Source organism: Thermococcus sp. GR6, assembly GCF_012027415.1.
GTDB classification, from domain to species: Archaea; Methanobacteriota_B; Thermococci; order Thermococcales; family Thermococcaceae; genus Thermococcus; species Thermococcus onnurineus.
Genome location: NZ_SNUM01000001.1, coordinates 16,783 through 37,534, shown reverse-complemented (window position 1 = coordinate 37,534; position 20,752 = coordinate 16,783). Strand labels below are relative to the sequence as shown.

Here is a 20,752-nt window from a genome sequence, read left to right as displayed (position 1 = left end):
ACGTTGCTTGACCTATCCTTTTTTAAGCTTTTTCGTGGGGTTTTAAGGTTTTCTGAAGTGGCTTATTGACTAACGTCTCTTTCTCGTGAGAAGTGGAAGGAGCGGCAATCCCACCAGAAGGCCCGGCCCGCATATCTTGCTCTCTTCCCTCTTTTCGTTGCCGGGATATTTTACGGAGACGCTGGCGCTCTTACTCAGGTCGAGATAGGGAAGGCTCAGCTTCATCTCCCACTCCCCAACGGGAACTTCGACTATGGCGGTACTGGGTTTTAAGGCGAATTTTACGGTATCTTCTGAGTAGTAGAAGAGGATGCAGGTTTCGTTGAGCGAAACTCTGACGTATCTATCGTACGCACCCCACAGCCCGGCGCTTTCGCTTCCCTCAAGTGCTACACCTGTGGTGTAAACAGGATAGTAAAGGAGAACTCCGTTTCCTACTTCTATTCCCTTCAACATCCTCGCCGCTTCGGCACTTGGAACACATTCCGACAGCTTTTCCAGAGGAACGTCGTGGAAGGTGAAATTGTAATCCAGAAATCTTACCCCTGTCTTGTTTGCACTATAAATGTGGTACCATCCCCGCTCTTTCGATGAGCCTGGGGAGTTCACGGGGATCGTTGAGCTCAGCTCCCTCTTGATGGGATTGTAGATGTAGGTGCCGTTGTACCGGGGGGACCACCAGCGGGCGCAGAGGTTCAGGCACTCTCTTCGGGACATGGAACGGTAGAACCAGGAGCCGTTCGAATACTGGAAGAGACCCGGAAACGGAAGCTTTAGGTACGTGAGAGAATCACCCCTCAGCTCAGCATGGAGGCAGTCCCTGAGGTTCACGCAGAAGTCAATGAACGTCAGATTTTCAGGGGAATAGTGGGGCATGGACTGGAGAACGGAGAGATAGGCCCTTCCTTCCGTAGGTATATTCACTCCAGGCATTGAGGACTTTCCGCCGGCTTTTGCCCTTGTTTCTGGGGGCAGTTTTAGGGCAATGTGTGTACGGATGAGCTTTCCCACTGACCCATATGGAGACCAGTTGTAATGCTCAAGCGAAAATTCCAGAATTGGCTTCAGCTCGCCGTCGTGGTAGTAGAAAACCGGGGGAAAGAGTTCTTCCGTGAGGGGAACGTTGGTCATGTTGCTTGGGAACGTCACAAAACCAGTGTGGCCAACCCAGAGGTAGGATATGTAAAGGCTGGACTCATTCCGAATTAGGAGGTATTCCCTCTCCATGTGTGGTGCATCTGCGTACGGCACCAGCCCATAGGTTGGAAGGTAAACCAAGAAGCCGTCCCTTAGCGGAACCGCCCTGAGGAGTTTCAGAAAGCCCTCCACATCGAGGCCCTTTGAGTCGCTGAAGTTCAGGAGTTCAAGGTATGGACTAAAGGTGTCGAGCGGTACAGTGTAGGTTTCGTTAGCGTAGGGAAAGTAGAAGAGCAGGGAGCCGTTTGAAAGGGTGGCCCGTGAAGAAAGGAGGCGTGGAAAATTAAAGAGGGTCTCGGCTGTCAGGTTTGGGACGGCAACAGGCTCTCCTATCCTTCCCTCAGAAGGAAAGTACTCCATCACGGTGTAGCTTGCATTGAAACAGTCCCCGAAGTGGCACGGGTAATACTCCGACCGAATTCCCGCGAGGAACCACTTCCTTCCTATCGGAGCAGGTGAGAATGCAGTGAAGTTTTGAGGCAACAGAACGGAGGTTACGTTTATGTATTTCACGCCATCATCTACCTCGAAGAGGAGGTAGTCCCTGAACGAGAGCTCGCGGCAGGCAAGGTACGTATCCGGCGAGTCTATGGGACACATGCCTTCCGGGGGATTGCCGTAGACGGAGAACGTGATTGCCAACAGGGCGAGACTTCCGTTGCTGGCAACGCTTATCCTCATCATGACTGGGTAATCAGGAATAGGGTACCCAGAAGAGGCCGAATCCGCATGAGCTGGGGGGAATAGAAGCGCGCCTATGATGACCACCAGCAAAAGGGCACGTGAGCTTTTCATCACACTCCCCAGTTTTAACAACGTTGAGGAGTTAAAAAAGTTTTGGAAAAGTTGAGAAATCAGAATATCAGCGGCGCTCTGTACTCGCCCCAGACCTCACGGAGGACGTCAGTGACCTCTCCAAGGGTTGCTAGGTGCCTGTGGGCCTCGATGATGTAGGGCATGAGGTTCTCGTCCTCCTTCTCGGCGGCGTTCCTGAGCTTATCGAGGGCCTCCTCGACCTTCTTGTTATCCCTCTCACTCCTGAGCTTCTTGAGCCTCTCGATTTGCTTCTCCCTGATGCTCGGGTCGACCTTGAGTATCTCGACATCAAGCGGCTCGTCGACGATGAACTCGTTGACACCGACGATGATGCGCTTTTTCTCCTCGACCTCCTTCTGGAACTTGTAGGCGCTCTCTGCTATCTCCTTCTGGATGTAGCCCCTCTCGATGGCCCTCATCATGCCGCCCATCTTCTGAATCTTCTCGATGTACTTGAGGGCCTCCTCGTAGATATGGTCAGTGAGCCATTCGATGTAGTAGGCTCCGCCGAGCGGGTCTATCGTATCAACAACGCCGCTCTCGTAGGCGATAATCTGCTGGGTCCTGAGGGCTATCCTAACGCTCTTCTCCGTCGGAAGGCTCAGAGCTTCATCGTAGGAGTTGGTGTGCAGGGACTGAGTTCCACCAAGAACCGCTGCCAGGGCCTGAATCGCAACCCTAACAATGTTGTTCTCGGGCTGCTGGGCGGTTAAGGTTGAACCTGCCGTCTGGGTATGGAAGCGCAGGAGCATCGACTTCGGGTTCTTGGCGTTGAACCACTCCTTCATTATGTAGGCCCAGAGCCTTCTGGCAGCTCTGAATTTAGCTATCTCCTCGAGGAAGTTGTTGTGGGCGTTGAAGAAGAAGCTCAGCCTTCCGGCGAACTTATCAACGTCCATTCCACGCTCAATGACGGCCTTAACATACTCAATACCGTCGGCGAGAGTGAAGGCGACCTCCTGGACGGCGTTCGCTCCAGCCTCCCTTATGTGGTAGCCGCTTATCGAAATCGGGTTCCACTTCGGCACGTGCTCAGCGCAGTACATGATGATATCGGTGGTGAGCCTCATGCTCGGCTGCGGCGGGAAGATATAGGTACCACGAGCGATGTACTCCTTGAGGATGTCGTTCTGAACGGTTCCGCGGAGCTGTTCAGGCTTAACGCCCTGCTCCTCGGCAACGAGGATGTACATGGCGAGAAGGTTGGCAGCGGTCGAGTTGATGGTCATCGAGGTTGAGACCTTATCGAGCGGGATTCCATCGAAGAGTATGCGCATATCCCAGAGAGAATCGATGGCAACACCGACCTTTCCGACCTCACCCTCGCTCATCGGGTGGTCGGAGTCATATCCTATCTGAGTGGGCAGATCAAAGGCGACGCTCAAACCCGTCTGTCCCTGGCCGAGGAGATACTTGTAGCGCTTGTTGCTCTCCTCCGCCGTTCCAAAACCTGCGTACTGCCTCATCGTCCAGAAACGGCCGCGGTACATGGTTCCGTAAACGCCCCTCGTGAACGGATACTGCCCAGGGAAGCCAAGCTTCTCAAGATAGTCCCAGTCCTCTCCAAGATCGGCGGGGGTGTAAACACGCTTTATCTCGAAACCATCATCCGTCATGAACTTTTCCTTTCTTTCCGGCCTCTTCGCTATGAGAGGCTTGACAACTTTCTCCTCCCATTCCTCCTCAGCCTGCTTAATGGCTTTGAGTTTCTCCTTATCGAAAGTCATGCCTATCACCTGCCCATATTTGGGCGAGCGACTATAAAAAGCTTTTACATAACGAAAGGTCAAACTTGATGTTGGATATATTGTCCAGCCATGCGCTGAGAATGCACCGTAAAAGATTTCTGAACCGTCACCGCAGTTCAGTATAATGCTGATACACAACCTCGGTCTTGACAGTTCCGCCAAGATAGCATTCCAGAGTCACGCCCATGCCGACCACTTCGTTAGCGGCGAGGTTATCTTCGCCACCAAAGCGACAAAGTTCCTCAGCCACCTCAGGAAGGGCGGCTTCTACCGCGAGGCCGAGTTTAGAGAGACCTTCTACCTCGGCGAGTACAAAGCCAGGCTCTATCCAGCGGGCCATATGCTCGGCTCCGCCGGGATAAAGCTCTGGCTGGACACGGGAACGGTTTTCTATACCGGCGACACCAAGTGGTTCAAGCTGAGAACTGCCGAAAAGAGCCACTTTCCGAGAGCCGATGTTCTCATAATCGAAGCTACCTTCGGGGTCCCCTCGTTCACGTTCCCATCCCCGCGAGAGGCCGAGAAAAAGCTGGTGGCCTTCGTGGAGGAGGCCTTAGACCGGGGAAAGAGGCCGACCCTCTACGTCAACCAGATGGGGAAAGCCCAGGAGGTCATGAAGATACTCGACGTTCATGGCTATACTGTGAAAGCCTCTAGGGAGATGCTGAAGGTTGCTCGGATTTACGCGAAGTTCGGGATCGAGTTTCGCAACATCGAAAGAGATGGCGATATTGTGCTTCGCTCCTATCGATCGCCAAGGGTTGAGAACTCTCTTTCACCGTGGGAGCTTACTGTTTCGGGCTTTGGGAGGCTGAAGCTGAGCAATCATGCGGATTTCTGGGAGCTGATGAAAATAGTGGAGAGAGTAAAGCCCGAGAGAATTTTCACAGTCTATGGTTTCGCCGGAGAGTTCGCCCGTATACTGAGGGGTCTGGGTTACGAGGCGGAGGCCCTCGAGCCTAACTCTGTTCTGGAGCTCTAACCTTAAAGGCGCGGGGACAACCTAAAATAGGGAAATCCCATGGAACTCGAAAAGCTGATTTATGCAATCCTCATAATCGTGGTTGGCTCTCTAATCTCAAAGATCATAGGAATTAGCATAAGGAAATCCATGAACAGGTTTAATATCCACGGCCTCATCCTCGACTTCCTTGAGGACTTTGTCGTCGTTGTAGGAGTCATGTTCTCGATCTTCACAGCTTTGAGTTACTTGGGCTACCAGATAGAGAGCCTGACGATAAGCGTGACGGCCTTCATCGGCATCCTCATGGGCTTTGGGTTGCATGACATGTTGAACAATATAGCCGCAGGTGCTTGGATATCGGCAGTGAGGCCCTTCGAGATAGGTGACTATGTGAACTTAAAGGGCTACAAGGGTGTCGTTAAGGAGATAAACGCCACGAACATTGTTCTAATCGGGGACGACGGAGAGACCGTCACCATCCCCACTAAGCTCGTCTGGAACGCGCCCATTGTGAGGTTCAAGGAAAAAGAAAACCAAAGAATGAAGCAGGTTTTAGTCACCGATGCACACTAAAAGACACAAAACTTTATAAACTCCTCTTTTTTAGTTACTACTGGTAACCAAAAGATGGGGGTGGTGCCGGTGGTCTGGAGGAGGGACCGCCCTTACTGGGACCCATTCGACATAATGAGAGAGATCCAGGAGGAGATTGACGCGATATTCAGGGACTTCATGCGCGGGCCAAGGCTCTGGGGCCACCGCGAGGGGCCAGCGTACGAAGAATTTACCAGCGAGGTCTGGAGGGAGCCCTTCGTTGATATCTTCGACAGGGGCGACGAGTTCGTCATCACCGCCGAGCTTCCAGGAGTCAGAAAGGAGGACATCAAGGTCAGGGTCACCGAAGATGCGGTTTACATCGAGGCCCAGGTCAGGCGCGAGAAGGAGCTTGAGCGCGAGGGAGCCATAAAGATCGAGCGCTACTACAGCGGCTACAGGAGAATCATCAGGCTCCCGGAGGAAGTCATCCCAGAGAAGACCAAGGCCAAGTACAACAACGGCGTCCTTGAAATCAGGATTCCGAAGAAGCACCCGACCAAGAAGGAAGGAGAAGGCTTCGAGGTTAAGATTGAGTGACGCTTTCGTTTTAAGGGGAAGACAGGAGGACACCCCCTTATCTTCCTCTACCATCAAACCCCCGTAGTGGGGCTTTGCCCCACAACCCCGCCTTTCCTTAAACTCCTGAGGGGGCTCCGCCCCCTGCAACCCCAGATAAAATCAAGCTGCAAAAATCAAGATCATCGGTCATGAAAAGTTGGAGGTGGTAAATAATGGCCGAAAAGAGGGAAGTTAAGCTGAAGGTCGCGTCTGCATACCAGCGCGACGTTGGAAGAGGGATAGTTAGGATAGACAGGAAAGCCATGCGCGAGATTGGCGTCCAGCCGGGTGATATCATCGAGATCATCGGAACCAAGAACACCGCCGCGGTCGTTTGGCCAGCTTACCCAGAGGACGAGGGACTTTCCATCATCAGAATGGATGGAACCATCAGGAAGAACGCTGGAGTTGGACTTGGCGACGAGGTTACGGTCAGAAAGGCAGAGGTCAAGGAAGCCAAGAAGGCCATAGTTGCCCCGACCGAGCCGATACGCTTTGGACACGACTTCGTTGAGTGGCTCCACAGCAGGCTTGTCGGTAGGCCAGTCGTTAGGGGAGACTACATCAAGGTAGGTATACTCGGCCAGGAGCTCACCTTCGTCGTCACCGCGACTACTCCAGCTGGTATAGTCCAGATAACCGAGTTCACCGACTTCACCGTCAGCGAGAAGCCCGTCAAGGAGGTCAGCAAGACGGCAGCACTCGGCGTCACCTACGAGGACATAGGTGGCCTCAAGGAGGTCATCCAGAAGGTCAGGGAGATGATAGAGCTCCCGCTCAAGCATCCGGAGATATTCGAGAAGCTCGGAATTGAGCCGCCGAAAGGTGTGCTCCTCTACGGTCCACCTGGAACTGGAAAAACGCTCCTTGCCAAGGCCGTCGCCAACGAGGCGAACGCGCACTTCATAGCCATCAACGGACCGGAGATAATGAGCAAGTACTACGGCGAGAGCGAGGAGAGACTCAGAGAGGTATTCAAGGAGGCAGAGGAGAACGCTCCAGCGATAATCTTCATAGACGAGATTGATGCAATTGCTCCCAAGAGGGAAGAGACTCACGGCGAAGTCGAGAAGAGAGTTGTCAGCCAGCTCCTGACCTTGATGGATGGTCTCAAGAGCCGCGGAAAGGTCATAGTCATTGCCGCTACCAACAGGCCCGATGCGATAGATCCGGCCCTCAGAAGGCCAGGAAGGTTCGACCGTGAGCTTGAGGTCGGAGTTCCCGACAAGCAGGGCAGGAAAGAGATACTCCAGATACACACTAGAGGGATGCCAATCGAGCCAGAGTTCAGGGTCAGCAAGGTCAAGAAGATACTCGAGAACCTTCGTGGCGACGAGCGCTTCAGGGATGTCATCGACAGGGCCATCGAGAAGGTGGAAAGGGCCAAGACCGAGGAGGAAGTCAAGGAGATACTCAGGGAGCTCGATGAGAGGCTCTACGATGAGGTCAAGGTCAAGCTCATCGACGACCTGCTGGAGGAGCTGGCCGAGAAGACCCACGGCTTCGTCGGAGCTGATCTGGCAGCGCTGGCAAGAGAGGCAGCGATGGCCGCTCTGAGGAGGCTTATCAAGGAGGGCAAGATAGACTTCGAGGCCGAGCACATACCGAAGGAGGTCCTGGAGGAGCTCAAGGTCACCAAGAGGGACTTCTACGAGGCCCTCAAGATGGTCGAGCCGTCAGCGCTCAGGGAGGTGCTCCTCGAAGTCCCGAACGTCCGCTGGGACGACATCGGTGGCCTTGAAGATGTTAAGCAGGAACTCAAAGAGGCCGTCGAGTGGCCGCTCAAGTACCCGGAGGCCTTCCTCGGACTGGGCATAACCCCACCGAAGGGAATACTCCTCTACGGTCCTCCGGGAACCGGTAAGACGCTATTAGCCAAGGCAGTGGCCACGGAGAGCGAGGCCAACTTCATCGCCATCAGGGGCCCAGAGGTGCTCAGCAAGTGGGTCGGTGAAAGTGAGAAGAACATCCGCGAGATATTCCGCAAGGCCAGACAGGCTGCCCCGACGGTGATATTCATCGACGAGATAGACGCAATAGCCCCACGCCGCGGCACTGACGTGAACAGGGTCACCGACAGGCTCATCAACCAGCTGCTCACCGAGATGGACGGCATAGCCGAGAACAGCGGTGTGGTTGTCATTGCTGCAACCAACAGGCCAGACATCATAGACCCGGCCCTGCTTAGGCCAGGAAGGTTCGACAGGCTGATACTCGTGCCAGCGCCAGACGAAAAGGCCAGACTGGAGATATTCAAGGTGCACACCAGGAACGTACCGCTCGCTGAGGACATCAGCCTCGAGGAGCTCGCCAGGAGAACGGAGGGTTATACCGGAGCTGACATAGCGGCAGTGGTCAGGGAGGCTGCCATGCTCGCCATGAGGAAGGCGCTCCAGGAGGGCATCATCAAGCCTGGAATGAAGGCGGACGAGATAAAGCAGAAGGTCAAGGTTACAATGGCCGACTTCGAGGAGGCACTGGAGAAGATAGGCCCGAGCGTGAGCAAGGAGACCATGGAGTACTACAAGAGAATCCAGGAGCAGTTCAAGCACTCACGGGGTGCGTGAGCCAGTGAACGATAGTTCACGCGGGGCGAGGGGCTGATGCCCCAGCCTCTAACCTTTTAACCTTTTGAAACTATCTTTTCTGGGGATGCTATGGAAGTAATAAGAAAGCTCCAGGGAGCCTATGGGCTAACTCTGATTCTTATGATGTACCTCTACCCCCTCACTCTAGTGGGCCTGCTCCTTCTTAGGGGAGCGCTCGAAAAGCTCGGCAGAAAAGAGCTAGGCCGCGCGGTTAGGCTTTCGATAGTCGCCTTCCTCCTCTCGGTGCCGCTCTACGTGGCAAAGATATTCCTCGGCATATCTGGCTGGGCGAAAGTGCTTGGGATAACCCCGATTGAAACGAGCCCGCTCGTTTACAACGGCGTTCACGTGGTCTTCCTGTTCCTGCAGGCGTTTTCACTATACTACCTCTACAAGACCCTCGACGTGCTTGCAGAGATGACCGAACAGACGATACTGAGAACAGCTGGGCTGATTTTGATACTCGCAATCCCGATGCACTTCGTCAGCATCAAAGTCTACTTTGCCGCGACTCTAACTGGACTGGTGCTCATCCTGTTCGGTTTAGAAAATTCTAAGGAAGTAGTTGCATGATATGCCGCGTGCTGTTGAGCATACCCAAAAGTTGGTCTCCAAATACGGGAATGAGGTGAGGAGGACCATAGGTTACGGCATAGCGAGGGACGAGCATTACGAAGGCGACGCCGCCCTTATAGCGCGCCCGCCCGAAGGGACGGCCAAAAGGTAGCTAACAAGCCTAAAGAGCCGCCAATCAACGTTAATGTGATAGAAATCGGAGGGGAGAGACTAAGCTATCATCTCGACTTCGAAGTCTACGGCCTTAAACTCTCCCATCTTCTCCCTTGCAATCTTCTCGGCCTTTTCGATGCTGTTAACTGCAACGACGAGCTCCTCTGGAAGAGTGTTTTCGCGATAGTAGACTATTCTTGCCAGCATGAAGTCACCCCCAATATATCACCGTGAGTGATAGAAAATTTCGACCTTTTTAAAAACATTGCTGCACAATTGAGAACGTCAATGAATGGAAAACCACGGCCGAAAGTGAGCATTGGTGTCCATTACTTACAAGATACCCAAATGTGGGCATCAGTGTGGAGGAAGAGTAAGAGGAAAGAAAACCACGCAGAATTCACTCAAGCTTCTCGAGCTCGAAAACCCTCGCGTCCTTTCGCTTCAGTTCCCTGACCGCGACCATTCTGGCCTCGTCAGCTGTTTCGGCGTGGAAGATTATAGTTTCACCATGGTTTTCCCCGCCGTGCAGAGTGAGGGCCCATTTCATTTTACCACCGCAAAATCCTGTCACTCGTCCAAAATTTATAAGCTTAACGGGCATATTCTCGAACATGAAGTTGACGATTCGACAAGAGGATTTAAACCGGATTATCAAGACGGCGAAGAAATCAGGGATCGAGATATGTGGTTTCCTTTTTGGCAGAAAAAACTGTGAAAGCGCTATCGTCAAGGATATTCGCTTCATAACTAACCGCATCGGCTCCCCAACGGCGTTTGAGATGGAACCCCTTGAGATGGTGCAAGCTATAGATGAGGCAGAAAAAAGGGGACTTGAAGTCGTTGGCATCTTCCACTCCCACTTGAAGTGCCCACCGAGGCCGAGTGGGCATGATCTGCCGGGTATGAGGCTCTGGCCAGTGGTGTGGCTGATAGTTGATGATAATGGAAACTACAGAGCTTTTGTGCTTGAGGGAGAGAAAGTTCGGGAAGTCCCTGTTGAAATCGTGAGTAGCATTACGGACCGATGGCAAAGAGGGTCAAAAAAGGGAGAATGTTAAGGGAAAAGGATTGAAAGTGTTGGATTTAGGGACTTCGAAAGACTCAATCATCCCTTATGATTATTTCTATCTTCCTCCCACCCCTGTAACCCTTCATTGCCGAGAGCATGCCCTTAATCGTCTTCTCGACGAGCTCCTGTACCCAATCCTTCATCGGAAGAACCTGGCCGTCTATCTTAACGGTGACCTTTGGCTTTGAGCTGAGAACCACACAGTCATTGAGCGTTTTCTCGCCTTTGACGATCATCTTCGCCATCTCAGCGCACTTGAAGCCACACATGTGACAGTCTATGTTGGGCAGCATGAAGGCGCGCTTTTCCACGAGGTCGGCGAGCCTCTCGGGCTCGGTGAGGGCGTTTATAACCGGCAATCCCCCAACCTCGTCAATCCCACTCTCGGCCATGACCCCACTCACCGCTATCGCTAGACCGTTGTTGAGCTCGAGGACGTCCTTGGCGTCTCTCGCGCAGATGACCCTGGGCAAGTGTTGCACCGATTTAAAGCCCTCCAGCAGAAGAAAATCGGCGTTGACCATCGAAAAGAGGGCATTTATGTCCTTGGCCCTGAAGAGGAGCGCATCAGTGTCGTGGGCCTTCACGATGACAGCGTCGGCAATCTTTGAGAAGCGCCAGGTGTCGCTGTTCTCTCTGTCGAAGTCTGCATGCATGCTCTTGGCTATCGCAACTCTGTAACCGCGCTCTTTCAGAACTCTCGCGACTGCTTCAAGGGTCGCCGTTTTCCCGCTCTTTTTATAGCCAACGAATGTTACGGCCTTCATATCATCACCTCACAGGAGCATTATCCAGTTAAGGTCATCGATTTTAACTATCAGAGCCTTGGCCTTGTTTCCAGCTATGTCCACAACGTCCCTCAGGAGGATAACTTCCTCGTCAAAGTCTTCGATTATTCCTGTGAAGGAGTGCTCGCTGCTTACGGCTAAGGCCACTCTTTTGCCCTTCCACGTTTCAAGAGTCTTGTCGAGGAGATACTGCTTCTCGCTCATATCCTCACCTCCAGAAACCAAAAACCTATAAGGCTTTTAATCGTTTCCCGTTCGGTGATAGAATGAGATTCGTCACGAAGAACGAAGCAGTCAAAAGATCGCTACTTGAAGACCTTAAGAGAGAAGGTATCAAGTTCGAACTTCATGAGAGGCTGAGCTACGAGAGCTTCGTGGGTTATCTTCTCGAGGGGACACTTGAAGAGATAGGTGCTCAGATAGACGTCATGGAAGGAGCAGACAAGGAGGCGCTCAAAGAGGGTTTTCTGTCATTCAAGGAGAGTCTGAACCACATCTTGGAGCACATAAAGGTTGGCGAAAAATTCGAGACGCTCATCCAGGAGGGTCCGTGGGTCGTTGAAATCCTCGACCAGCTCACAAGAAACGAGGCGATAGAGTACAGCGATGGGACAATAAAGCTCAAAGAGGGCGTTGATATCACAAAGCTCAGGTTTGAGTTTAAGTTCCCCTTCAACCTCGTTCACAACCCGGAGAGCACCGAAAAAATCGCCAAGCAGTTCGCCTTCACTGATCTAACCATGGAGTACGAGTTCGAGATTCTTGAGCTCGATATACGCAAGATAAACACCCTCGGAAAGCTCGCCGCCAGGTACTTCCCCGAGGACTACCTCCTAAAGGTCTACTTCGGGCTCATCGGCAGGGCTATCCTCGCAGGGGAAATCCTCAAGGCCCTCGGAAACGAGAAGGTTCCCGAGGAGGATCTGGTGAAGGGCTTCGTGAGGGTTTCACCAATGGCCATACCCACCGAGAAGGGAACCCTCGTGATAAACTATTCGCCGAAGGCTCTGGAAGAAATCCTTCGCCTTCTGAAGAAGCTCGGTTACCTGGAGATAAAGGCAGGAAAAGTGAAGAAGCTGAGGGATCTCGTTTGAGTCCCTCCTTTTTAACATTAGGATTTTTCGAGTTTTGAATGGGTGGACGGTTCTGAGGGGAGCAGTATAAGGCCCACGAGCATCAGGATACCACTTACCGTGCTGAAGAAGAGGAGCGAGAGCACCATTGGTATAATGAGCTTGTTTTTAGCTTCTTTGTATTCCCCCATCTCAACGAGCTCCACAACCTCATTGGAGCGCTTGTAGATCCACCATGCGAGTATGAACGCCGGGATTGCAAGGATTATGCCAATGATGGTTATCAGAAGCACCAATCCCCCGAGAACCCCTACTATAAGCGAGATTATTCCCCCAATCTTTATGAGCAGTTTGGCCGTTTCAACATCCGCCATAGAACCACCTATGTTAGTAGTGGTAAAGCAATATAAAAAAGTTATCCCCCCTCACCTGAGACAGAGAATTGGATAATCTTCGCTTTTCCATTTTTCGCCAACCAGTCCAGCAGCTCCTTCGCAAAGGCGAACTTCTTTCGCTTGCTCTCCCACACCGGCGAGTGCTCCTTCAGACCCGGTTTGCTCCATCTGCCGACCGTTTCACCGAAATCAAAGCCGACCAGGACTACCTCCTCGGCCCCCAGTGCCTCAGCCAGAAAAGCCGCCCTGTCGCCGTCGGTGAAGCCGCCGAAGTTGTAGACGATGTCCAAGGGTTCGGTCTGGCACGTTCCGAGAATTCGCTCGAAAATGGGTACGTAAATGCCCATCTTCTCGATGTTGTCTCCGTGGGCGTGGATTACCATAAATGCCCCCCTATCGTTGGCTATTTTCAAGTCAGGAATCCTTCCATCGAGGTCAGTAACAACGATGTCTGGAACCAAGCCGAACTCAAGCAGTGCGGAAGTGGCACCGTCGGCGGCTATGAGCGTTCCATCGGAGAAGTCGAACTCATTTAAGGCCTCCTCGAGGCTCGGACCGGCGCCGAAGATATAGACTCTTCTGCCGACGACCGCCTTAAGTTCCTCCCTCAGGATGTAGTCATCTCCCTCCAACAGAAGCGCTCTCAGTATTTGGGCGGCTTCGCGGTCTTTCTCAATGGAATAACCCATCTCACGAACTATGCGTAGGTAGAAAGGCTCCCACTCTTCCCACTCCATTGGCTCACCAAACCGAGTTAGGGCGGAAGTTTTTAAATCCTCCTCAGCCTTTCGTCGATTTTTAGCATCTCCCTCCATTGCCTCCCCGGCCAGTATATCTGTCCGCAGCTCTCGCAGATATAGAACTCGTCGTAATTCGCGTAAACGCTCGATGGAACTTTGTCTCTGATTTCCCCCTTTCGAATCGGCCTTATCAACCCGTTGCACTTCGGACATCTCGCGTTGGTGGGGAAGAGATCTTTGAACTCCAGCCCATGCTCCTTGAGTTCCTTAACCTGCTCCTCAAGTGAGTTTGAGTGGATAAGAATCACTTCTGCACCAAGCCTCTTCGCCGCTCCGGCCAAACCGGAATCTCTTGTGAGTATTATGCGCCCTTCCTCTAAGGCAATCCTGAGTATCTCATTGTCATCTTCGATTCCATAGAGTGTATCGTAGCCGTAGAGCCTCAACCAGCGGGCCAAACGACCGAGCATCATATCGGCGATGAACCTCATGGATTTAGAATTGGTGACAATCCTTATAAGGGGACTATTTCACGACCGTAAAATAGGTGGTAGGATGATAGTTTACTTTATCGGCACCGGCGGGAGCGAGGGAATTCCGGCTCACCTTTGCACCTGTTCCTCATGCAACGAGGCGAGGAACTTTGGCTTCGCCCAGAGGAAGCCCTCTACAGTGGCAATAATCACGGAGAACAAAAGGGCCATCCTCTTCGACGTTGGAACGGACATAAGAGACCATCTCAATGTCCCCCTCGGGACCATCTTCCTGACCCACTGGCACCACGACCACATCTACGGCCTCTACAAGCTACGCTGGATGGCACTGAAGACGCCCCTATACGCCCCGGAGAGACACGCGGATGCTCTGATACTCAACGACCCCAAAAACCTGCAACCGAACTTCATAAAGCCCGGCGATACTCTGAAAATCGACACGCTCAAGATCACTGCCCTAAAGCTCAATCACCAGGTTGAAACTCTCGGTTATTTAATCGAGGAGGACGGAAAGAGTGTTGCAATACTCTACGACACAAAGGGACTTCCAGAGGAGACGTGGAAGGTTCTGGAGAAAAAGGCCCCACTGAGGCTGGCCATCGTTGACGCAACTTATCCCCCGGGTTTCGATGATCCCTACCACAACAACGTTGATGAGGGCGCTGAAATCGGGCTTGAGCTTACCGAGAGAACCGTTCTCAGCCACATATCTCACAAAAACCTGCCATTCCTCGAACTCACGGAGTACGTCCGCAAAAGATGGGGCAACAAAGTTCTGGTCGCGTATGATGGAATGGTTTTCTACGTTTGAGGCCAAGGTTTTTATCTCTGTTCTCCTAATCCCTACGGTGGTGGCATGAGGGTTTTTGAGCTCGCAAAGCGGAGAAAGACTGTGAGGCAGTTCCTACCGGATAAACCATCACTTGATGCAATCATGAAAGCCCTCGAGGCTGCAAAGGAAGCTCCATCCGGAATGAACGCCCAACCATGGCGCTTTATTGTAATAGACGATGAGTGGCTGAAAGGGAAGATACGGGAGCTCTGCGAGGAAGAAGAGAAGAAGTTCTACTCAAAGACAAAGGGCGACCTGATGGCCTGGCTGAACGCCAAGGGATTCAGGCCAGAGAAGCCCTTCCTGAGCGAAGCCCCTTACCTGATCCTTGTCTTCGGCCACACAAAGGCCCCCTACTGGCTCCAATCAACGTGGATAGCGGTCGGATATCTTCTTTTAGCACTTGAAGAGCTGGGCCTCGGGACGGTAACCTACACACCGCCCAACCCGAAGCCTGTCGAGGAGCTTTTGAACGCCCCCAGAGACTACAAGCTTCAGGCCATCCTGCCCGTTGGATATCCGGCAGACCCGAAGCCGAAATACGAGAGGAAAAAGCTTGAAGAGGTTGTGAGCTTCAACGGTTTCTGAGAAGCTCCTCAAGCTTCTCCAGGACTTCCATCTGCTCCCGAGTCTCAACGGCGCTTGGTTTAAGTGAGCGCACCATTGAAAGGGCTTCACGAAGGGACAGGCCTTGAGAGTACATCAGCCACGCAACTGCCACCGTCCCGCTCCTGCCGGAGCCACCCATACAATGGATAAGAACGCGTTTGCCTTCCGCAGTGTTTTCCTCAATCCAGCGGAGGATTTCAAAGAGCTGTTCGATGCTCGGCGCCATGAAGTCAGGAATCGGGCTGTGAATAACCTCAACTCCGCGCTTTTTCCATTCCTCCAGCGAATAGGGGAGCTCAAACTCTTCGACGAGGACAACGATGGCATCGAATTTCTTCGCTACTTCGTCCAGCTCTCTTTCCGTTGGCATCCTTGAGAAGGCAACTCTGCCGGACACGAACCTTGGATTCATGATATCCCATGAGCAACTCGCAAGATGTGAGATAAATCTTTCGGAGCAGAGTTTTATTTTACATCTGTGAGAGAACCAAAACGTATTTATGAACCACTAGATAAATACCATTTTGGATTCCGGGCGGACAGCCCTTTGATGAGGTGGTAGTATGAAAAAAGTCTACGCATTTTTCCTGATTGGAGCAATGTTCCTGAGTGTTCTCGCGGCCGGATGCATAAGTAACACGGAGCCTTCTACAACACCCGTTGAAACATCAACGCTCACCAACACTGTTCCACTCGTCACAGACTCGAATGGAAACGTCAATATGCAGGATCTTCAGTCGTACATAGATTCCCTTCCCTCTGAACCTCTAACCGATGCGGAGAAAGAGGGGCTGCTCTTCATGGTCGAAGAGGAAAAGCTGGCCCATGACGTTTACACCAAACTGTATGAGAAGTGGGGACTCCAGATATTCAGCAATATCGCCAGGAGCGAGACAACCCACGTCGAGTCTGTAAGGATGCTTCTTAAGAAGTACAATCTCACCGACCCGACCGCCAATGCCGGCATAGGAGAGTTCCAGAATCCCGAGCTTCAGGCACTCTACGACCAGCTCATCGAGATGGGCATGAAGAGCGAAATCGATGCCCTCAAGGTCGGCGCACTCATAGAGGAGACTGACATAAGGGATCTTCAAGAGAGAATCGCAATGACAAACAAGATAGACATCATAACCGTCTACGAGAACCTCATGATGGGGTCAAGGAATCACCTCAGGGCCTTCGTGAGCCAGCTGAAGAACAGAGGCATCACATACGAGCCCCAGATTCTCAGCAAAGACGAGTACGAACAAATAATCAACAGCCCGATGGAGATGGGCGGGGGAATGGGCGGTAGCAAGCCCTGAACGCCCTGTCCTTTACTTCTCGTCTCCTCTGTTTTCATCGTAAACCAGCAACTCACTTCCGGGAACTGAGGCGGCAAGCTTCCCGTCCCGCTCAAAAACCCACGCATCACCCGGGGAGAAGCTGTTCACGATGAAGGTTTTAATACCAAGGAGCCTGACCTCCTGGACATGGCCTCAACGTCTTCAGGCGTTATCTCTCCCGATTCTGGGGAATACTCCATAGGCGCAAAGATGTAGTTAGGTCTTTTTCTCCGAGTCCACTTTGCTATCCTCTTGTTGTAGAGATCGCCGCAGATGATTATCGCGACTTTGCCGAACTCCGTTTGAGCTGTTTTGACGGTGTTGCCGGTGCAGAACTTCATCGGCTCCTGGAACCTGCGGTGTTTGAGGAGAACCCTCCTATCGCGGCCAATTAGCAGGGCAGAGTTGTAGACGCAGTTCTTGTAGGGCTCAAGGAGGCCAAAGATAACGTAGACGAGTTTTCCTTTGCAAGCCTTCCAACCCTGAATACTATATCGTCGTAAAGCCCCGCCCCGCTGAAATCCCACTCCTCAAAGCCGGTCAGGCAGTACTCTGGAAAGACTATGAAGTCGGCCCCGTGCTTCATCACCTCATCAAAGCGCCGTTGAAATTCCTTCCAGTTGGCCTCAAAGTCTCCGATCTTCACGCGCATTGGGACTAAAGCGACTCTCATTCTCCCAGCCTCTTGAGGCTAAGTGGAATTACCAGAACAAGGGAAATTAGGAACGCCACCATCGTCGGCACCTTAACACTCTCTGGAGCATAGACTGCAAAAGTCAGCATCTCCAGCAGGTAGATAGGTGGCCCAAACTTCCTGAGGCGGGGACATATGAAAGCATCCGAAAATCTCTCATAGAGGTAGAATATCACCAGGGACACTATGAACCAGCCGGTGTAGTTTGTCCAGGGAATCCCAAACCAGTTTATTGTTGTTGAGGTTTTCCAGACCCATCCACTCCATGAGGTCATGATAGGGTCTATCGAGAGGTCAAGGACAACCATCAAGAGCGAAGCGAAAAGAAGCCTGTGGTACTTCCTCGCGAACAGAAAGCTGGCCGTGAGGTATGAGATGGCTCCAAAGATTGCCCACGCAAGAGGCACAAAGACCGATATCTCCAGAATCTGGGGCTGAAGATTGACGTACTCGTAACAGCTAAAAGGCAGGCACATGCGCGTGCCTACGAACTCCGCCAGAAAACCCACGAGCATCGCCCATCCCAGCAGCGCGGGCAGGCTCCTCCACTCTCTTCTGGAGAGCAAAGCAAAGGCGAGAAAGTACAGGAGTATATAAACCGGCGACTTCTTGAGTATGTTAGCTCCGATGATGAGGAGCATTGCAGCTTTCAAACGGTTGTTGCTGTTGTCCATGTAGGGATTTCTTCACAGAAGGATATAAACCTATTGCCCAGTTCTGTGAGCCGAAAGGCTTATAAAGTCTCGGGACATATGTAATATTAAAATTGCATATGGGAAAAGGTGATGAAAATGTTGGGAAAGAAAGCATTTGGGCTCCTCCTCATGGGGGTTGTGCTACTTGGAGTCTTCAGTGCAGGATGTATAACCACTGACACCTCAACGACCACTACTACTGAAACCGTTAGTTCAGCCGCAACACAGGCGTATGGCTCAGAGGTGGCTCCGTGCGGGCCTCCCAGCAATGTGACAGCTGGCAGCTTTGTTGACATGGCATACAATGTGGATTACATCTATTCACTTCCAACAGAGGAGTTGACTCTGGATGAAATACAGGCTATCCTCTACATGCGGGAGGAGGAGAAGCTTGCGCGTGACGTTTACCTCACGCTCTATGACAAGTGGGGCATACCAATATTCAACAACATAGCCCGGAGCGAGCAGATGCACATGGACATGGTGCTGGCTCTCATAGAAAAGTACAACCTCACCGACCCCGCTGAGGGCAAGGACATTGGGGAGTTCACAAACCCTGAAATTCAGGCCCTCTACGACCAGCTGATTGAACAGGGGCTCCAAAGCGAGGAGGCCGCCCTCAAGGTCGGCGCGCTCATAGAGGAAGTCGACATCAAGGATCTCCAGGACTGGCTCGAAAAGACTGACAACGAGGACATCAAGTACGTCTTCGAACGCCTTATGATGGGCTCCAGGAACCACCTCAGGGCCTTCACCGGCATGCTTGCTAGGCAGTATGGAATAACCTACGAGCCTCAGATACTACCTCAGGACGAGTACGAGGCCATAGTGAGCTCCCCGATGGAGACGGGAATGTCAAGTGGCTGAAGATTTCTTTCTTTCCTCCCCTTACTTAGCCAGAGGGGTAACGCCCCGGGGCAGTCCTAACGGGCAGAAGTAAATATTTAAAACTCTTTTGCGTTGTAGGTTTGGTGGGCGGGATGTTCCAGAACTTGGGTTACACGGACGCATTACTCTATGAAAAAACCTGAGATGAGTACGATATTGAGAGGGATGAAGTCATGAGAACCCACTCCTTCGGCATCGAAACCGTCCCGGTGGCGATCGCCGAAGACCTCGCTATAGGGAGCGTCCACGACGGAAAGAACTACAAAATAATGCTGGCACTGCTTAAAGGAAAAGGAGAGGGAATAGCAGATATCCAGTTCCTCTCAGGCAAGAACGACTGGGAAGGGCACTGCGTAGCGAAGCTCAACGATGGCTACCTAATTGGAGGGGCGGTTGAAGGAATCGCAACTCCTGAGGGCGGCAGGAACTGGAAAGCATACCTCGCAAAGATTAATGAAGACCTCGAAGTTCTCTGGGAGCGGAAGTACCGCATCCTTGGAAACGAGTGCGTTTATTCAATCCTCTCCCTCTCGGACGGCTTTCTGCTCGGCGGTGAAGCTTCAGACGAGAATGGGCGGGGCTTCTTCCTGATGAAGGTTGATAGAGAAGGGAATCCTATCTGGACGAGGACGCTGGACCAGTGGAAAGACGCTGTGTTCGGCGGCCTCCTCGGGAGAAAAGACAGCCTTACCCTTATCGGGAGCGTGAAGGAAGAGGGATGGAGGGTTACAGCATTTGACTTTAACGGTAAGGGCGACATAACCGGCAAAAGGGAGCTCACAGAAGGAATCGCCCTCAGCATGACGAAGCTGGACGGCAGAACTCTAATTGCTGGCTACAATGGCAAGGACTTCTGGATCGCTTTGGTTGGAGAGGGAATCTCGTGGGAGGTAACGCTTGGAGAGGGCACTGCAACCACTATCCTGCAGGAAGAGGATGGCATCCTCGTCGGAGGAGAGCTTGGGGGAAAGGCCGCTGTTTTGAAGCTCGACTTTGATGGAAAGTCCCTCTGGAAGAAAGAGCTCTGGGAGAACGGCTGGGTCGAAGTTCTTGGGAAAGGGGTCGCACTTGGGGTTAAAGAGGAAGGAGGAAAGACGGTGATGGTCATTCACAGGTTGGGGCTGTGAAGTATGCGCCTGTGGTGCTGAAGGGTGAAAAGGTATCCCTAGAAATCCTCCTACGGGAAGACCTCAGGAAGAGATGGGAGTGGTTCAACAATAGGAGCACGGTCAGAGGGATGTTCCACTCGGCCTACTTCACACTACCCGATGAGGAAGAGGAGTTTTATGAGGACTTGAAGAAGAACAAGGACAAAGCACCTACCTTTGCAGTTATCGAGAACGAGAGCGAAAGGCTCATAGGAATAGCAGGCTTCAACTGGATAAACTGGCAGGCGAGATGGGGAGAAATCCTTTACTATCTCGCGCCGGAGGAGAGGAGTAAAGGTTACGGGAGCGAAACCGTCAAAGTGCTCTGCGAATACGCCTTCAGGCACCTGAACCTGCACAAGGTAGGGCGAAGGTTCACGCAGACAACGTTCCCTCAATCCGGGTTCTGGAGAAGAACTGCTTCGCGCTGGCTGGCAGGTTGAGGGATCACGTTTGGAACGACGGGAGATACGTTGATGAACTGATTTATGAGCTTTTGAGGGAGGAGTGGGAGGATGCGGCGGATTCTAACCGCTGAGGATGTTAAAGAAACAAAGCGCTCGTGGATTATTGCGCTTGCTTTGATTATCTCTGCCCCATTCATAGCAAACCATACTCCGAAAGACATCAAGCAATACGCAAGGCTGGCGTTCCCATACGTTGTCATAATAAACCCAATCGTCGCCGGCTGGTTCGCCGGACGGAAGATAAGAAGGAGGCATGATAAGCATGACTTTCCCGATCGAAGAGGTCCTCCACGTTGACTATTACATGTATTTTTACTCCAAAACGCTGACGATTC

25 protein-coding genes and 1 pseudogene are annotated in these 20,752 nt (G+C 52.3%); 14 read left to right on the top strand and 12 right to left on the bottom strand.

What is annotated here, in order from left to right; genetic code table 11:
* Window positions 1-69 precede the first annotated feature (69 nt).
* The gene (locus tag E3E32_RS00255; RefSeq protein ID WP_206205178.1) at window positions 70-1,992 is read right to left on the bottom strand and encodes a CGP-CTERM sorting domain-containing protein; all 1,923 of its coding nucleotides are present in this window, start codon (window positions 1,990-1,992) and stop codon (window positions 70-72) included.
* 59 nt (window positions 1,993-2,051) lie between these two features.
* Window positions 2,052-3,740: a methylmalonyl-CoA mutase gene (locus E3E32_RS00250; protein WP_167730837.1), complete on the bottom strand. Its 1,689-nt coding sequence runs from the start codon at window positions 3,738-3,740 to the stop codon at window positions 2,052-2,054.
* A 145-nt stretch (window positions 3,741-3,885) separates the two neighbouring features.
* On the opposite strand from E3E32_RS00250, the gene E3E32_RS00245 reads away from it, so the two are divergent.
* The 5 genes from E3E32_RS00245 to E3E32_RS00225 all read left to right on the top strand — a co-directional run bounded on the left by E3E32_RS00245 (window position 3,886) and on the right by E3E32_RS00225 (window position 9,041).
* A complete protein-coding gene (locus tag E3E32_RS00245; protein WP_167729695.1) occupies window positions 3,886-4,743 on the top strand; it encodes an MBL fold metallo-hydrolase in 858 nt (285 codons plus the stop codon).
* 39 nt (window positions 4,744-4,782) lie between these two features.
* The gene (locus E3E32_RS00240; RefSeq protein ID WP_167729693.1) at window positions 4,783-5,298 is read left to right on the top strand and encodes a mechanosensitive ion channel family protein; all 516 of its coding nucleotides are present in this window, start codon (window positions 4,783-4,785) and stop codon (window positions 5,296-5,298) included.
* A gap of 69 nt (window positions 5,299-5,367) precedes the next feature.
* Window positions 5,368-5,859, top strand: coding sequence for an Hsp20/alpha crystallin family protein (locus E3E32_RS00235; RefSeq protein WP_167729692.1), 492 nt, complete (start codon window positions 5,368-5,370; stop codon window positions 5,857-5,859).
* Between the two features lie 194 nt (window positions 5,860-6,053).
* Window positions 6,054-8,447, top strand: a complete 2,394-nt coding sequence (locus E3E32_RS00230; RefSeq protein WP_167729691.1) for a CDC48 family AAA ATPase — start codon at window positions 6,054-6,056, stop codon at window positions 8,445-8,447.
* A gap of 90 nt (window positions 8,448-8,537) precedes the next feature.
* Window positions 8,538-9,041, top strand: a complete 504-nt coding sequence (locus E3E32_RS00225) for a transposase (RefSeq protein ID WP_167729690.1) — start codon at window positions 8,538-8,540, stop codon at window positions 9,039-9,041.
* A 213-nt stretch (window positions 9,042-9,254) separates the two neighbouring features.
* On the opposite strand, the gene E3E32_RS00215 is transcribed toward E3E32_RS00225, so the two are convergent.
* Complete coding sequence (locus E3E32_RS00215) at window positions 9,255-9,404, bottom strand: hypothetical protein (RefSeq protein WP_012572077.1); 150 nt, start codon at window positions 9,402-9,404, stop codon at window positions 9,255-9,257.
* 193 nt (window positions 9,405-9,597) lie between these two features.
* Window positions 9,598-9,747, bottom strand: a complete 150-nt coding sequence (locus E3E32_RS00210; protein ID WP_167729689.1) for a hypothetical protein — start codon at window positions 9,745-9,747, stop codon at window positions 9,598-9,600.
* 64 nt (window positions 9,748-9,811) lie between these two features.
* Between E3E32_RS00210 and E3E32_RS00205 the strand changes: the two genes are divergently transcribed.
* The gene (locus tag E3E32_RS00205; protein WP_167729688.1) at window positions 9,812-10,258 is read left to right on the top strand and encodes a M67 family metallopeptidase; all 447 of its coding nucleotides are present in this window, start codon (window positions 9,812-9,814) and stop codon (window positions 10,256-10,258) included.
* A gap of 43 nt (window positions 10,259-10,301) precedes the next feature.
* On the opposite strand, the gene E3E32_RS00200 is transcribed toward E3E32_RS00205, so the two are convergent.
* Together E3E32_RS00200 and E3E32_RS00195 are read right to left on the bottom strand one after the other, a co-directional pair.
* The gene (locus E3E32_RS00200; RefSeq protein ID WP_167729687.1) at window positions 10,302-11,036 is read right to left on the bottom strand and encodes a molybdopterin-guanine dinucleotide biosynthesis protein MobB; all 735 of its coding nucleotides are present in this window, start codon (window positions 11,034-11,036) and stop codon (window positions 10,302-10,304) included.
* A 9-nt stretch (window positions 11,037-11,045) separates the two neighbouring features.
* Window positions 11,046-11,261, bottom strand: coding sequence for an LSm family protein (locus tag E3E32_RS00195; protein ID WP_012572081.1), 216 nt, complete (start codon window positions 11,259-11,261; stop codon window positions 11,046-11,048).
* A gap of 62 nt (window positions 11,262-11,323) precedes the next feature.
* Here E3E32_RS00195 and E3E32_RS00190 point away from each other — a divergent pair, with 62 nt between their 5' ends.
* Entirely contained in the window at window positions 11,324-12,151 is an 828-nt protein-coding gene (locus E3E32_RS00190) for a hypothetical protein (RefSeq protein ID WP_167729686.1), read from the top strand.
* Between the two features lie 17 nt (window positions 12,152-12,168).
* Here E3E32_RS00190 and E3E32_RS00185 read toward each other — a convergent pair whose 3' ends face one another.
* From E3E32_RS00185 to E3E32_RS00175, 3 genes are read right to left on the bottom strand one after another with little or no spacing between them, the layout of a single operon-like run.
* Entirely contained in the window at window positions 12,169-12,504 is a 336-nt protein-coding gene (locus E3E32_RS00185) for a hypothetical protein (RefSeq protein WP_167729685.1), read from the bottom strand.
* Window positions 12,505-12,545: 41 nt separating this feature from the next.
* Complete coding sequence (locus E3E32_RS00180) at window positions 12,546-13,262, bottom strand: 6-hydroxymethylpterin diphosphokinase MptE-like protein (RefSeq protein WP_167729684.1); 717 nt, start codon at window positions 13,260-13,262, stop codon at window positions 12,546-12,548.
* 32 nt (window positions 13,263-13,294) lie between these two features.
* The gene (locus tag E3E32_RS00175; protein ID WP_167729683.1) at window positions 13,295-13,756 is read right to left on the bottom strand and encodes a Mut7-C RNAse domain-containing protein; all 462 of its coding nucleotides are present in this window, start codon (window positions 13,754-13,756) and stop codon (window positions 13,295-13,297) included.
* A gap of 64 nt (window positions 13,757-13,820) precedes the next feature.
* Here E3E32_RS00175 and E3E32_RS00170 point away from each other — a divergent pair, with 64 nt between their 5' ends.
* Both E3E32_RS00170 and E3E32_RS00165 read left to right on the top strand, forming a co-directional pair.
* Window positions 13,821-14,570 carry an MBL fold metallo-hydrolase gene (locus E3E32_RS00170; RefSeq protein WP_167729682.1) on the top strand — a complete coding sequence of 250 codons (750 nt, stop codon included), beginning with the start codon at window positions 13,821-13,823 and terminating at the stop codon, window positions 14,568-14,570.
* Window positions 14,571-14,615: 45 nt separating this feature from the next.
* Window positions 14,616-15,179, top strand: a complete 564-nt coding sequence (locus tag E3E32_RS00165) for a nitroreductase family protein (RefSeq protein ID WP_167729681.1) — start codon at window positions 14,616-14,618, stop codon at window positions 15,177-15,179.
* Here the strand turns inward: E3E32_RS00165 and E3E32_RS00160 are convergent.
* Window positions 15,166-15,612 carry a dual specificity protein phosphatase family protein gene (locus E3E32_RS00160; protein WP_167729680.1) on the bottom strand — a complete coding sequence of 149 codons (447 nt, stop codon included), beginning with the start codon at window positions 15,610-15,612 and terminating at the stop codon, window positions 15,166-15,168. The genes E3E32_RS00165 and E3E32_RS00160 overlap by 14 nt on opposite strands.
* 151 nt (window positions 15,613-15,763) lie before the next feature.
* Here E3E32_RS00160 and E3E32_RS00155 point away from each other — a divergent pair, with 151 nt between their 5' ends.
* Window positions 15,764-16,504, top strand: a complete 741-nt coding sequence (locus E3E32_RS00155; protein WP_167711513.1) for a DUF2202 domain-containing protein — start codon at window positions 15,764-15,766, stop codon at window positions 16,502-16,504.
* Window positions 16,505-16,516: 12 nt separating this feature from the next.
* Here the strand turns inward: E3E32_RS00155 and E3E32_RS00150 are convergent.
* Window positions 16,517-17,198 (bottom strand): annotated as a pseudogene (locus tag E3E32_RS00150) (carbon-nitrogen hydrolase family protein).
* Window positions 17,195-17,893, bottom strand: coding sequence for a carotenoid biosynthesis protein (locus E3E32_RS00145; protein ID WP_167729679.1), 699 nt, complete (start codon window positions 17,891-17,893; stop codon window positions 17,195-17,197). Before E3E32_RS00145 ends, E3E32_RS00150 begins: the two are co-directional and overlap by 4 nt.
* A 117-nt stretch (window positions 17,894-18,010) precedes the next feature.
* Between E3E32_RS00145 and E3E32_RS00140 the strand changes: the two genes are divergently transcribed.
* The 4 genes from E3E32_RS00140 (at window position 18,011) to E3E32_RS00125 (ending at window position 20,714) form a co-directional block, all read left to right on the top strand.
* On the top strand, window positions 18,011-18,781 hold the full coding sequence (locus E3E32_RS00140; protein ID WP_167730836.1) for a DUF2202 domain-containing protein: 771 nt from the start codon (window positions 18,011-18,013) through the stop codon (window positions 18,779-18,781).
* Between the two features lie 194 nt (window positions 18,782-18,975).
* Complete coding sequence (locus E3E32_RS00135) at window positions 18,976-19,929, top strand: hypothetical protein (RefSeq protein ID WP_167729678.1); 954 nt, start codon at window positions 18,976-18,978, stop codon at window positions 19,927-19,929.
* Window positions 19,926-20,393 (top strand): GNAT family N-acetyltransferase, encoded by a 468-nt coding sequence (locus tag E3E32_RS00130; protein WP_370456341.1) that lies wholly within the window; start codon window positions 19,926-19,928, stop codon window positions 20,391-20,393. Before E3E32_RS00135 ends, E3E32_RS00130 begins: the two co-directional genes overlap by 4 nt.
* 72 nt (window positions 20,394-20,465) lie before the next feature.
* The gene (locus tag E3E32_RS00125) at window positions 20,466-20,714 is read left to right on the top strand and encodes a hypothetical protein (RefSeq protein WP_167729677.1); all 249 of its coding nucleotides are present in this window, start codon (window positions 20,466-20,468) and stop codon (window positions 20,712-20,714) included.
* The last annotated feature ends 38 nt before the right edge of the window (window positions 20,715-20,752 follow it).